The organism is Acinetobacter sp. YQ_14 (assembly GCF_043102985.1).
Taxonomy (GTDB): Bacteria; Pseudomonadota; Gammaproteobacteria; order Pseudomonadales; family Moraxellaceae; genus Acinetobacter; species Acinetobacter venetianus.
The window spans coordinates 277,190-291,493 of sequence record NZ_JBICJJ010000024.1 but is presented as its reverse complement, the minus strand read 5'-3'; the positions used below and the strand labels follow the sequence as shown (position 1 = coordinate 291,493).

The window sequence follows — 14,304 nt, the reverse complement described above, 5'->3', positions numbered from 1 at the left end:
CACAAGTTTTTCGAATACCAAGCGCTAGTTCATAAGTTTTGGCTTGATATGTTTGTTATGTTAAATATATATTTTTTGAATAAAATCAAAAACTTATCTAAACCTTGAAAAGGTATACAGATTATTCTACTACAAAAATTGTCACATTTAAACAAAAATTGCATCAGACTTATTAAAAAAAATTCTATCAAAAAAATAATAATGTTAATAAACGTAATTAGTATTGACTTTCTGTGTGATTTTTTTGTTAAATTCGCCGAAATGTTCTGTGTGTATAAAAATTGACGAGTAAGAGGGTTTTTTAACAATAATTGTCCACTCTTCAATTATAAACTAAATAATGATGAGGCATATTTTGAAAAAAGGTATTTTAATATCAACTCTTTGTATAACGATTTGTCTAGTAGACAGCTCTGTTTATGCTGGAGATCAAGAAATTAAGCCAATTAAATTAAAAAGTAAGTGTATTAGACACAACCCATTAGCTGCGAATCAGACGGATCATGAGTTATTAAATATTTACCAACAGGTGTGTGATAAAGACAATGCTTCGCGAGTTAATGATTTGTTAGCTCAAGCGGCCATGCGTATGTATCAGTTAAAGCAACCCATGAATGCATTGCAGTTAGCAAATCAATTGCAACAACAAAACGTGCGAGGCGCGACACTCACAGATGTAACTTTTCTTGCAAGTGTAGAAATTGCAAATAATGCTTTAAAGCATATGCGTTCTGAAGAAATGCGTTATCTCAGTAATGACTCAACTTATCCGCCTGCAAAGCAATTGAGTGACAATATTCGCAGTGCAATTCCGGCACCAGATACATCAACAAGTAAAGCAATTACTGATGAATCACTTCAAAAAGAAATTCAACAAACTACGAATTCTCGCCGTACCTCCAATAGGCAGAAAACTCGGAATACGCAATCAACCCGAAAAACAGTAAATCAGGTCAACACGACTACAAAACGTCAGACAACAGTGACCCCAACTGTTTCTAAACAACCAAATACTGTTCAAAAGACAGGTTCGAATCCATTCGATTCGTTGAAATAACAATCAGAGGTATAGAGTTATGGCGAAAAGAGAAAGTGTACAGAAGAAACTGCAACGCATTCGACCACCACGCGTCCAGCTAACATATGATGTTGAAGTTGGGGATGGGAAAGAGTCAAAAGAATTACCTTTTGTTGTTGGTGTAATGGGTGATTTCTCTGCGGCTTCTGAATTAGAAAAAACCAAATTAAAAGATAAAAAATTCATCAATGTTGATTTAGATAATATTGATGAAGTTATGGAATCTTTAGCGCCTAGAGCTGCTTTTCAAGTCGAAAATACTTTGACTGAGGACGGTGGTCGCATGTCAGTGGATTTGACATTCAACTCAATGGAAGATTTTAGACCTGAGCAAGTTGTTCAGCAGGTTGATCCATTACGCAAATTAGTTGCTGCACGTGAACGTTTAACAGATCTTCGTAACAAAATCTCTAACAGTGAGCGACTAGAAGATTTGTTGGATGAGGTCTTACAAAATACAGATCAAGTACGTCAATTAAGTGCGGAGGCTGAAAATGAGTAATGCACAAGCCTTAGCTGCAACAGCAGTAGCCGCAGATTCTAATAATTTATTAGATTCAATCGTTGAGCAAAGTCGCATCGCACGTAATGATGATGAGCATGTTCGCGCTAAAAGTTTAATTGGTGAGTTGGCTAAAGAAGTAATGGCAGGAACAATCACTGTTTCTGAAAATATGACTTTGTCTATTGATAAACGTATTGCTGAAATTGATGCATTGATTTCAAATCAATTAAGTCAAATTATGCATCACGAACAATTTCAAAAAATTGAGTCTACTTGGCGTGGTCTTTATTATTTCTGCCAAGAAACACCATCTAATCCAATGATCAAAATTCGTATGTTAAATACGACGAAAAAAGAATTGGTTAAGGACTTTCAAGGTGCAACGGATTTTGATCAAAGCACATTGTTCAAAAAGATTTATGAAGAAGAATATGGTTCATTTGGTGGTGCGCCATACTCTGCATTGATTGGTGATTTCGAATTTGATCGTACGCCATCTGACATGTATTTATTAGAACAAGTATCGCATGTTGCCGCAGCAGCTCACGCGCCGTTTATTTCAGCAGCCAGCCCAAGTATTTTAGGTCTTGAGTCGTTTACTGATATTGACCGACCTCGTGACGTATCTAAAATTTTTGAAACTGCTGAATATGTTCAATGGCGATCTTTCCGTGACAGTGAAGACTCTCGCTATGTTGCTTTGACTATGCCACATGTTTTAGGTCGTTTGCCGTACCATCCAAAAGAAGGAACAGCGACAGAAGGCTTCAACTTTGCTGAAGATGTTTCTGGTGAAAATCATCATGATTATCTTTGGATGAATGCTGCTTATGCATTTGGTACGCGTTTAACTAATGCATTTGATTCGCATGGTTGGTGTGCTGCGATTCGTGGTGTTGAAGGTGGTGGTTTAGTTGAAGGACTTCCTGTTCACACATTCAAAACTTCAGACGGTGAAGTGGTATTTAAGTGCCCAACTGAAATTGCAATTACTGACCGTCGTGAAAAAGAGCTAAGTGATCTTGGTTTTATTCCATTGGTGCATTGTAAAAATACTGACTATGCCGCTTTCTTCGGTGCCCAATCTACGCAAAAACCGAAGAAATATGACAACGATACCGCAAATGCGAACTCAGCACTTTCAAGCCAAATTCAATACATCATGGCAGTGTCAAGGATTGCTCATTACTTAAAAGCAATGATGCGTGACAAAGTAGGAAGTTTTGCATCAGCAGGAAATGTTGAAGCCTTTTTGAATGAATGGCTTTCTCAATATGTATTGCTTGATGATGGTGCTTCTCAAGAAGCGAAGGCGCAATATCCGCTTCGTGAAGCATCAGTAAAAGTTGTAGAAGATCCTGCTCAACCAGGTCACTACAAATCAGTGGTCTTTTTAAGACCGCATTTCCAGCTGGATGAGTTGTCCGTTTCTTTGCGACTCGTGACTGAACTACCGCAGTCCTCAAATTAAAAATGAGATCAGCTAGATAATAACTTTAAATAAATAGAGGTAATTTTTAAATGAAAGATATATACGTTGAGTTTCGCGGCAAATATAAAGTGGATGGTGAGTCTCGTGACTCTGAGCACAAAGGTTGGCTAGAAGTTAACTCTTGGTCGCACAACATCCGCCAACCAAAATCAGCTACTTCGAGTAGTGTTGGTGGCCATACTGCTGAACGTGTTGAACACTCAGACATGATCTTTGTTAAAGATTTAGATGCAACAAGCCCTAAACTTTGGGAAGCATGTTCTGCTGGTTATACATTTGATGAAGTACAAATCGATTTTTACCGTGCAAATGGTGATAAGCGCATCAAGTACTTACAAATCAAATTGAAGCATGTGCTTGTATCAAGCGTGACACCAACTGTAAATGAAGAAGGTGTACCAACAGAAGCATTTGGTTTGAAATATGCTGCTGTTGAGTGGACATATAATCAACAAGATATTAACGGTACTGCGAAAGGTGCTGTTACTAAGAAATGGTCACTTTCTAATAACACAGCTTCATACGCTGCGTAATAGATATCGTGATTTTCTAATAGAGGTTAATTATTCATTAGCCTCTATTTCTCCCATATTTTGTTTTGTGAAATGAATCTAGATCATTTATATCCTTATGGATTTCGATCAACGTTATTTGATCGTTTAGTTCCTGAGCATGAAGATTATTTAAGAGGTTTATCTATTCAGCAATTACGAGAATCTGTTGCTCGTGATTTAGAGGATTTACTTAATAGTCGTATTGCACAGTTTGATGAAGACATGGATGACTATCCATTGGCAAAACAATCTATTTTGCAGTTTGGAATTATTGATTTCGTAGGACTCTCAACAGCGAATCCTTTGGATCGGGATAAAATTTGTCAGTCTATCGAACAGTCTATCGCTGCGCATGAACCACGGTTACGTCAGATTAAAGTTGAGATGTTATTAGATGGTCACAATATGGGATCACTATGCTTAAGTATTCAAGCGTACTTAAACATTCACCCATTGTACGAACCTGTTTTTTTCGACGCTTTACTGAAACCGACAACACAGCAATATGTTATTTCTGCTAGAACTTAGTGTGAGCGTACCGTGATAGAACAACTTTTACCGTATTACGAAAAACAATTACAAGAGTTTGGCCAGCAATCTAGAGAGTTTGCGCAGAAATATCCCAAAATTGCGCAACGTCTGTCATTAAACCAAGAACAAATTGATGACCCACATATTGAGCGGCTTATTCAAGCTTTTTCACTTATTGCTGCACGTATTGATAAAAAATTAGCAGATAGTTATGACGTTTTTACTCATTCCTTGTTTGAGGTTATGTTCCCTCAATATCTACGCCATTTCCCTGCATGTACAGTAGTTAGTTTTGAAGATATAAATAAAATTAAGCAACTTACAACAGCACATATCATTCCTCAAAAAACCACATTGAAATCTCGTAGTTTTAAAGGGGTACAGTGTGAGTTTAATAGTACGAATACGGTTCGATTATTGCCGATTACATTAACAAGTTTAGCGTTCCAGACGTCTCCAAGCAGTCATATGCATTTAAATCAAAATGCATCACTTAGCTTAAAATTTGAAATCTTCAATGATACGCAGAATTGGGTTTTAGATGAAAAGTTATCAATTTATTTAGATGCAATTTCTAATTTCCCATTGCAGGTTTTAGATAGCATTTTTCGAAAAGAGACTGGTTTTTCGGTTCGTGTCGGGCAGCGGTTAGTCCAAATTGATAATCCTTTTGAAGTGATGGGGTTTACTGAGCAAGAAAGTTTGTTGCCTATTGATCAGCATACTCACCATGCTTATCGTTTGTTGATGGAGTATTTTTGCTTCCCAGAGAAGTTTAACTATTTAAACTTGGATCTAAGCCAACTCAAGACACTGGTAGGGAGTAGCAATCATTTTGAAATCTTGATTCATCTTAAGCTCAATTTAAATGATCAAGCCGTTGTTCGTAATTACTCCGAATTGAATGTCGCAAACTTCAAATTATTTACTACACCTGCGATTAACTTATTTGAAAAGCAGGCTGAACCACAAAAAATTTCTCATACACAATTGCAATATCCACTCATTACAGATGCTCATCATCCTGAGCTTTATCATGTTTATTCAGTTGTTGGAATGAATATGGTACGAGAAAAGACAAATCAGGAGCAGACACATCTTCCTGTATTGCCTTTTTTTGCAATGAGTCATTATCACAATGACAAAGTACAATTTTTCTATTCTTTGAATTATTTAACTTCCCGAAGCAAACATAAGCAAATGGGATATTCAATCATTTCAAAAGACCTAAAACCCTATGAAATAAAATCAGATTTCATCAGTACGAAATTACTTTGCTCAAATGGCGATTTGCCAAATGAAGCTTTGAGTCAAAGCAATAATATTTTAAATTTGAATGATAGTAGTCTGGCAAGACGCGCCCTGATTTTAAAGCGTCCAACATCTCCATTCTATTTTGATCAAAATAAAAATGAACAATGGCGCATCATTTCACATTTGTCTTTGAACACTTTGGCTTTGATGAAAGGGGATGCTTTGAGTCATGTTAAAGAATTGCTTGCTTTGTATAACTTGCCACATTCAAAAGAAAATATTTTGTTAATTGATGCGCTTAAAAGTCTGAGTTTCTCGACAACGAATAAGCTCGTTCATGCAAAGCCTTTTCCAATGTTTATTCGAGGTGTTCAAGCTGAGTTGACTGTGAATAGTAGTGTATTTAGAGGACATAGCTTATATATTTTCATTCAATTATTAAGCCATATTTTTAATCTAAAAGTCCAAATCAATAGTTTCGTCGATGTCGTGGTTAAAGACAGTATTCATCAGCAGGAGATGTACCAATGCGTTCAGAACGTTGGTGGCAAGACACTTCTGTAGTTGATCAGGTTTTTAATCGATCGAGTGCATTTGAGTTTATTCAGTCAACACGATTATTGCGTCATGTACCCAATAGCAGTAGCGTAAAAAATTGGTCGGCTGATTTTAAGTTCGACACTTCTTTTAGCTTAAGTTTTCCTGTGACAGAAATTGAAGAATTAAGTTATCAAGATGATCGTATTCATTTGACTAATTTGATTGTCGGTTTAACAGGAACACAAGGAGCTTTACCATATACGTATACCAATAAGGTAAAGCAAAGCTCAAGACAACAACGACTTGAGATTAAAGAATTTCTTGGTTTATTTAACCATAATCTCACCGCTAAATATGTAGATGCAAGTCTTACTTATAATTTACCTATCCGTTATGAAATAGAACAAGAAAATCATTATCTTGATATCTTGCATGCTTTGAATGGCTATGTTCGTGCTCAGCATCAACAACATGATTTAGATGAATATTTCGCTGAATTTTCTGGTTTGATGCAAGGGCAAAACAACACGGCACACGCTTTGAAAACCGTTTTATCCTGTGTTTTTAATGAACAAGTCAATGTTGAGGAATTTATAAAAGAAAAATTTAAGTTAGGCGAAGATCAAAAAACAACGCTAGGGGGCACAAACCCAAGTTTACTTGGTGTGAACACGTTTTGTGGTGACACGGTTGAGCAGATAGATGGCAAGATTGAAATCCAAATTGGTCCACTATCACGCGAAAAATATTTAGCTTTTTTACCAAATCAACCATTAAATAAAAAATTAAAAGATCTCATCCAAACTTGGTGTAGCCCAACTTTATTTATCGATGTTCGGTTGATTTTAGATAAAGATAACGTCAGTCCTCTGTGTCTTGATTCTAGCCATGAGTTGGGCTTGGGGCAGGGTACATTTCTAATGCCATCAGAACAACTGCATCATAACAAGGAAACTCGTTATGCACTTTTGGGAGCGGCATAATGATTAAGAAAATCCTTGCAACTTTGATGAGTTGCTTTGTATTGGTTGCTCTGATTGTGATTTTTTACTGGCGTGACATACAGTATCAACCTGAATCTGCTGATTTAATTAATTATTTTATTTTTCTCCCTCTTGTTATCACAGTTGTTTTACTTTCACCTTGGTTTGTTTATAGCGTTTACCAACATCGCAAGAAGAAAAAGCAGCAGGCATTGAGTCAACAAGATGAGGGGAGTGATCAGAAGGTTGATGTAGAACAAGTTAATCAACCTAGTCAATGGATAGCATTGAATGTATTTGCTGCGAGTGCTTATCACTCCTTTGGTGAAAATGATGCAATTGTTGAAGGGATCAAACAATTTACGAGCGCACAACTTGATACAGCGCTTTTGAATTTTCAAGGACTACCGATTTTATCTTATCGAGTTGCTGATCTAGATCAACAACTCGGACATGATGAAGAATCTGAGCAAGATTTTCTATCAATTCGTCAGCAACGTATTACCGCATTGCTTCAGCATCAAATTGAACAAAATACTGAATTCCTCATGCGGGTTTCTCAGCATTTAAAAGCTTCAAGTTTATTCTATGAAAGCCAAAATCTGTATGAATACCGTATGCATCCTGCTTGGACTGATCCAACGCATGATAGTGAAGAAGATCTAGAACCTCAGCAGGTTCAACAAGTTTATCGTATAGACAAACTCAATTTACATATTCTACTGTCTGAAGATCTCCTACATACGTGGAATGAACACGATTGTAATGAATATATTCAGACCATTTTTTATGATTTAGAAATCATTCCGCAAAAATTGCATATCGAATATCACTTTGTGAGTGCAGCATCTTCTGATCAGTATTTACTTGAACTATTTGATCGTATTCAAAAACAACCTCATGAAATTTCATGGTTGATTGCTGTCGATTCTGAAATTGATCAGGATGTTATTGATGAAAAGAGCTGGAGTGCGAAAGTGTATATTCCAGCTGAATTTATCAGTAGTTGTTTTGTGGCGCACCCTTGTCTAGAAATAGAGCAGTTTCAGCCTTTAAAAACTTTAAAGTTGGTTGCTCATCAAAATAATTTAAATCAAATATTTAAAGAGTTAGATATCCATGATTTACCGCAATATCAAGATGAAGCTCCATTTGTATTTGTTGCTGAAGATGGATCAGACATCAAAGTTGTAAAGAGACTTGAGCAGTTTTTTGGACAAAGTTCAGTTGAGCAACATCATTATTTGTACTGTAAACCTGCAGTTGGAAATACGTTAAATGTCGCAAAAGTTTTTGCAGTGATGCTTGCTGCTCAGCTTTCGGATCAATACGTTGCATTTGTTTATAGTCAAGATTTAAAAGCATTTTTTCAAACTTTCCCAGAGGTCTCAGCAGATCAGGAAAGTGTCGCAATTGCTGATTGATTAATTTTATTAAGAATTCGAGAACTCAATGTACATCATTTTAGGTTATCTATGGCAGTACATCACAAATCCTAAGGCAATCATTGCCTTATCATTATTTGTGGCGCTTATTTCCTCATATTCTTCTATTCCTCGCCATATCTTTTGGGCGTTGGCTGCGACTTATGCTTTGGGGCTAATTGTTTATGGAATTTATTGGTTAATACAAAGAAAACGTCATGCTGCACAAGGCGAAGAGCTTGCTAATGCGATAGAGCAAGAGGGCAACTCAGAAAATGGTCAACAAAAAGATAAAGCCGAGTTGCAACTGATCAATCAACAGGTTAAAGAATCAATTCAATTGATTCGTAAATCTAAACTGGGTGACAAAAAGGGCAATGCTGCTTTATACGAATTGCCTTGGTACATGGTGATCGGTAATCCAGCCGCAGGGAAGAGTTCTGCAATTTATAATTCTGGATTGAAGTTTCCATTTGAAGAAACACATCAAAAAATGGTATCAGCCGGTTTGAGTGGAACGCGTAACTGTGATTGGTTCTTTTCAACAGAAGGTATTTTATTAGATACAGCAGGGCGTTATTCAGTTTATTCCGAAGACCATTCTGAATGGTTAGGTTTTTTAAATATATTAAAGAAAAACCGTTCAAAAGCACCTGTGAACGGCCTTATTGTGATTGTCAGTATTGCTGAGTTGATTAGCCAAAGTCCTGAAAGTTCATTAAAACTAGCTAAAAATCTACGTGCTCGAATTCAAGATTTGACTGAAAAACTAGAAGTTGTGGTTCCTGTCTATTTAGTTTTCTCAAAAATGGACTTAATTGCTGGTTTTACTGAGTTCTTCGATTGCTATGAATCTCAAGAATACAATCAAGCTTGGGGTGCTACTTTACCCTATGAGCAAAGTTCATCTCATAATGCAGTTGAATTATTCGATAAGCATTACAGTATTCTTTACGATGGACTAAAAAGTGTTAGTACAACGCATTTGAGTCGTCGTCATTCACAAAATATTTCACCAAGCGTCATGACATTTCCACTAGAGTTTAAAACGCTAAAACCAGCGTTGAAAAGTTTTATTGGAACATTATTCGAAGAAAATCCTTACCAGTTCCAACCTGTATTCCGTGGTTTTTATTTCACTAGTGCTTTACAGGAAGGCGCTATTGAAAGTCCAATGACTGAAAATATTGCCCAAGAATTCCAATTACAGCAAATCTCAAATCAAGATCAGGATGGAATAAACTCTTCGCTTACACCTAATCATGGTTACTTCTTACAAGGTCTTTTCTCGAATGTGATCTTACGAGATAAGGATCTCGTTAAACAACATATTAATCCTGCTAAAAAACGTCAGCGTTATATTGCTTTTATTGCTGCTTTGGTGGGTGTGTCTTTGGTTCTGGGTGTATGGGTATGGTCATATCGAAATAATCAGCAATTGATTGCAGATGTTCAGGCGGATTTAGATAAAGTTGTACATTTAGAAAAAGCATCTGGACAACAATTATCAACCCAACTTGAATCTTTACTGATTTTGCAAGAGCGTTTACAACAGCTAGATGAATTTGATGCAAATCGCCCTTTAAAATTTAGTTTTGGTTTATATCAAGGCAATCAGTTACGCGAAAGTCTAAAGGCTGAGTATCTGAAAGGGATACAACAGATTGTTTTAACTCCAACACAGCAAAATATTGCGCAGTATTTACAGCGTGTGAAAAATAATGAGGCAACGCTCAAAGCCAATCATGCAAATGTTGAAATTAAACAAGTTGCCAAGACTCAACAATATTTAGAGCCATCTGATAGCAATCCTCAAGATGCCTATAACGCCTTGAAAGCATATCTTATGTTGAGCAATCCTGAATATATGGATAGTAGTCATTTGAGTGATCAGGTGTCTAGATTCTGGCGTTCGTGGTTAGATGTAAATCGTGGTGATATGCCGCGTGGTGAGATGATTCAAGATGCTGAGAAAATTTTATCTTATGCGATGTCTTTAACTAATCAAGAAGATTTCCCTATTTTAGAAACAGATGCGCAAGTCGTCGACCAAACACGCCAAGTTTTATTGTCTGTTATACGTGGTATGCCTGCGCGAGATCGTGTCTATAACGAAATTAAAATGCGTGCCGCAGTGCGCTTCCCTGCAGTAACGGTTGGTCAAATCGTGGGTGAGCAAAATCGTAATATTGTTTTGGGAAGTTATGCGCTACCAGGTGTATTTACTCATAAAGCATGGGAGGAATATGTAGAACAAGCAATTGATGATGCCGCAAATAAACCAACCGATAGTAAGGATTGGGTGCTGAACAGCAATCAATCTGATGATTTGACTTTCTCTGGTAGTCCTGAACAGATTCGTAAGCAATTGGTTGCGTTATATAAACAAGAATATGTAGCTGAGTGGAAGAAGTTTCTGAACGGAATTTATTACGCAAAAGCCGATCAATTCAGCCAACAAGTAAAAACGATTGATGTTTTGGGTGAACCTGAAAACTCGCCAATTCGAGCATTATTACAACGGATTGCAATAGAGACGAACTGGGATAATCCGATTGTGCAAGCTGAACTTGCTGTGCCTGAAAAAGGTTTTGTGGCATGGTTTAAACGAAAAGTTTTAAATAATACCGACGATAAAGCTGCTGCACAGGCAGTGAATAAAGCGCAAGGTGCGATCTCTCAAGAATATCAAATGTTCTATCAGCTAGTTCGTAAGCGGGATGATTTGCAAGATAAATCGTTGTTTGATGAGTACATGAACAATCTTGCTCAAGTGCGTAGTAAGTTTAATGATTTAAAAACTGCTGGTGAAATTGGACCGAGTGCGATGACATTGGTGAAACAAACCATTAATGATCAAAGCTCAGTCTTTAATGTAACTCAGAAATATGTTGATGAAAAAATGATGGTCGGTTTGAAAGACACTGACCAGCAGTTATTGCAAAAGCTACTGATGGGACCATTAACGCAATCATTTGCAAGTTTGATTGTTCCGACTCAGGATGAATTAAACAAACTATGGGGTATTCAAGCTTATCAACCATTCCAAGCGAATTTAAGTCAAAAATATCCCTTTAATTCAGGTGTTACTTTACAAGCAACAAGTAATGAAATTGCTCAAATTTTTGGTGAGACTGGAAGCATTTCTAGATTTGTTAAAGAAGCCTTAGATCCATTTGTCATACGCCGAGGATACGTTCTTACTTCAAAAACGTGGAAAGATTTAGGTATTAGTTTAAATCCACAATTTGTTATGGCTTTCCAGCAATATGTTGCACCAATCAATGGGATGGCGACAGGCAGTTTAGATCAGCCTGCTGCTGCGCCTACTTCAAATCAGTCTAATTTCCAATTTTATCCATTACAAAATCCACAGTATTTGTCTTACACGATTGATATCGATGGTCAGCGAATGGTCTTTGAAAATGGTATTCAGCAGTGGGTGAACTTCGTTTGGCCAAATAAGGGAGCGATTCCTGGTGCGCGCATCACGGCTGTAGATTTGGAAGGTAAGACGCATACGATTTTTGAAGAGCCCGGCGAATATGGGATTAACCGTTTGATTGATGCGGCACAACGCAAAGAACAAAATGGCAGCTTTGAAATGACGTGGACGAGCAAGGCTGAGCCATCTCTTTCAATTAAAGTGAAGTTCAGATTGATCAGTGGAAATAGCTCAGGAAATATTGGATCTAGTCGTGGATATGCTGGATTGAAACTGGTTGATAAAGTGGTAACAGACAAAGCTGTTCGTGTTGTTGCAGCGCAAGCAACGCCAGCTGGAGAGGGGGTGAAAGCACCGCCAGTTTTATCACCACAATCAGGAGCAGTACAGCAATGATAGGGATGATCATCATTAAGCAAGAGGTGCTGATATGCAGCAATTAAAAAGCACCCCATTGTATTATGGAAAGACACCTGCAAGAGGGGATTTCATTAAGTCCAAAGGTCAATATGCTTTGATCCAAGTGCTTGATCAGTGGATTACTGAAGCATTAGAGCTTGCAATGCGTACTCCTGAGTTTAAACAACGCTACGCTTCCTTACCTGCACTTGACTTCTTTATTGCAAATCCAGCCGAGCCAATGTTTTTGGCTGCAAATTTGATTGCAAGTCAAGACAGTTCTGGACGTGCTTTTCCAATGGTGGTAAGTCAGCTACTTGAGGTTGAACAACCATACCAAAACCTTTTGCAAGCGCCGTACATTTATAAAGCTGTTTTGGTGGATTTATTCCAAAGAAATAGAGTTCTTCGTAGTATTGCTGATACCAATATCATGATTGAAAAGTTGAATAATTTACCGAATGTTATTCAAGTATTTACATCCACTGAATGTAATAGCTTTTATGAAAATCATACGATGCACTCATTTGCTCAATTGATGAAGATCAATGTGTATGAATTGGCTCAAAGTATGATTGGTCTTGGACTTTTGTTACAGCCAATTTTAAATAATGGTACAAGCCGTTTAAATAAAGTGCTGATTCTTCCAATTAATAACCATATGTATTGTTATGAAATCGCTGCTTTTTGGGTAGGAATGATTGGTCGATTCTTAGGAGGTAGTAATACCGAGGTGTTAATAGGGATTTTACATCGCGATGAACCACTTCTGTTTATTGGCTTTCAAGGTGCAGACATCATGGCACTGAGTGATATTTTCACTCAGAACATGCAGAGTGAGCATTGGGTTTCTTTGATTCAAGCACAGTGGATTGATGCTTATCTTGAACAGAATGCAGGTCTTGCGACATTAGAGCAATCTCTTTGCCAGCGTCAATTGAGCCTAAATCAAGGTTTAAAACTTTTCAGACAAACTTTTTTAGATGAGTAACGATGAAAAATAATTCGAAAGTGATATTGACTACACTATCTTTTGGGCTAACAGTTTTAAGTTACAGTGCCGCGATTAATGCTGCCCCGATAGTCGTAGAGGGTGTTGTACCGAATGATGCAAGCAAACAGGCGATCTTAACTAAAATGCAGTCGGTTTATGGTGCAGACCAAGTCGTAGACAAAATACAAGTACGACCTGTTTCTGCGCCTAATGATTGGAGTGATTCTGTTACTCAAGTCATTACTTCTGATTTAAAAAAAGTGAAGCAGGGTCAATTGAATGTTCGTGGCACTCAGATCGAATTGACAGGAAAAATGACTGACCGGAATGAGATAACACCAACAACATCGAAATTTGAATCATTGGTTCAACAGCCTTATCGTTTTAGTGCACAACTTACAGTAAATCAAGCCGAGCAAAAAATTATTGACGATGCGCTTAAAAATCGCATCATCGAATTTGAATCAGGAAGTGCAATATTAACTGCGGCAGGTAAAAGTATTCTTGATGAAATGGCTGTCGCGTTAAATAAAGTAGGTACTAAGAAAGTCAAAATTATTGGTCATACTGATAGTTCTGGTGATGCAGCTAAAAATACAATTTTGAGCCAAGAACGTGCTGTAGCTGTACAAAGCTATTTAGTAAGTAAAAATATTGCGATTGATCGTTTGAGTACAGAGGGTAAAGGCTCTAGCCAGCCAGTCGCTGACAATGCAACTGCTGATGGACGTAGAAAAAATCGTCGAATCGAGTTTGAAGTACTTTAATTTATTGAAAAGTATAAGAGAGATATCCGCATGGCAACACCTTATATTGTTATTGGCTGTCCAACGACAGGTGGTGGGCAAGTAATTACTGGAAATAGTAGTTTTTTAGTTGAAGGTATTCCTGTTGCTTGTGTTGGCGATAAAGCAACTTGTCCAAAGCATCAAACAGTTGCCACAATTGTTGCGGGTGATCCCACAGTTCAAGTGATGGGTAAAGCTGTGGCAAGAGTAAATGATGCTTTGTCATGTGGTTGTAAGTTGTTGCCTAAGCAGAGTTTGGTGGTAAAGGGATAAATCTATTTTAAGAGATATTAGAGCTTAAAATACTTTGCTAACTA

At 37.2% G+C, this 14,304-nt stretch carries 12 protein-coding genes; all 12 read left to right on the top strand.

The window, feature by feature from the left end; genetic code table 11:
* Nucleotides 1–355: 355 nt before the first annotated feature.
* The 12 genes from ACF8D3_RS14605 (at nt 356) to ACF8D3_RS14550 (ending at nt 14,260) form a co-directional block, all read left to right on the top strand.
* Nucleotides 356–1,057, top strand: coding sequence for a hypothetical protein (locus tag ACF8D3_RS14605; protein WP_061393574.1), 702 nt, complete (start codon nt 356–358; stop codon nt 1,055–1,057).
* A 19-nt stretch (nt 1,058–1,076) separates the two neighbouring features.
* Entirely contained in the window at nt 1,077–1,580 is a 504-nt protein-coding gene (gene tssB / locus ACF8D3_RS14600) for a type VI secretion system contractile sheath small subunit (RefSeq protein ID WP_007481647.1), read from the top strand.
* Nucleotides 1,573–3,054: a type VI secretion system contractile sheath large subunit gene (tssC, locus tag ACF8D3_RS14595; protein ID WP_007481645.1), complete on the top strand. Its 1,482-nt coding sequence runs from the start codon at nt 1,573–1,575 to the stop codon at nt 3,052–3,054. Before tssB ends, tssC begins: the two co-directional genes overlap by 8 nt.
* Nucleotides 3,055–3,104: 50 nt before the next feature.
* On the top strand, nt 3,105–3,608 hold the full coding sequence (locus tag ACF8D3_RS14590) for a type VI secretion system tube protein Hcp (RefSeq protein ID WP_007481644.1): 504 nt from the start codon (nt 3,105–3,107) through the stop codon (nt 3,606–3,608).
* Nucleotides 3,609–3,680: 72 nt separating this feature from the next.
* On the top strand, nt 3,681–4,157 hold the full coding sequence (gene tssE / locus ACF8D3_RS14585; protein ID WP_007481642.1) for a type VI secretion system baseplate subunit TssE: 477 nt from the start codon (nt 3,681–3,683) through the stop codon (nt 4,155–4,157).
* Between the two features lie 12 nt (nt 4,158–4,169).
* Nucleotides 4,170–5,978, top strand: a complete 1,809-nt coding sequence (tssF, locus tag ACF8D3_RS14580) for a type VI secretion system baseplate subunit TssF (protein WP_392472100.1) — start codon at nt 4,170–4,172, stop codon at nt 5,976–5,978.
* Nucleotides 5,942–6,937 (top strand): type VI secretion system baseplate subunit TssG, encoded by a 996-nt coding sequence (tssG, locus tag ACF8D3_RS14575; RefSeq protein WP_392472099.1) that lies wholly within the window; start codon nt 5,942–5,944, stop codon nt 6,935–6,937. The genes tssF and tssG overlap by 37 nt, the downstream gene beginning before the upstream one ends.
* Nucleotides 6,937–8,361 carry a hypothetical protein gene (locus tag ACF8D3_RS14570; RefSeq protein WP_392472097.1) on the top strand — a complete coding sequence of 475 codons (1,425 nt, stop codon included), beginning with the start codon at nt 6,937–6,939 and terminating at the stop codon, nt 8,359–8,361. The genes tssG and ACF8D3_RS14570 overlap by 1 nt, the downstream gene beginning before the upstream one ends.
* A 28-nt stretch (nt 8,362–8,389) precedes the next feature.
* A complete protein-coding gene (gene tssM / locus ACF8D3_RS14565; RefSeq protein ID WP_392472095.1) occupies nt 8,390–12,202 on the top strand; it encodes a type VI secretion system membrane subunit TssM in 3,813 nt (1,270 codons plus the stop codon).
* A gap of 34 nt (nt 12,203–12,236) precedes the next feature.
* Complete coding sequence (tagF, locus tag ACF8D3_RS14560) at nt 12,237–13,196, top strand: type VI secretion system-associated protein TagF (protein WP_392472093.1); 960 nt, start codon at nt 12,237–12,239, stop codon at nt 13,194–13,196.
* 2 nt (nt 13,197–13,198) lie between these two features.
* The gene (locus ACF8D3_RS14555; protein WP_392472091.1) at nt 13,199–13,966 is read left to right on the top strand and encodes an OmpA family protein; all 768 of its coding nucleotides are present in this window, start codon (nt 13,199–13,201) and stop codon (nt 13,964–13,966) included.
* Nucleotides 13,967–13,996: 30 nt separating this feature from the next.
* Nucleotides 13,997–14,260, top strand: coding sequence for a PAAR domain-containing protein (locus tag ACF8D3_RS14550; RefSeq protein ID WP_007481631.1), 264 nt, complete (start codon nt 13,997–13,999; stop codon nt 14,258–14,260).
* Nucleotides 14,261–14,304 lie beyond the last annotated feature (44 nt).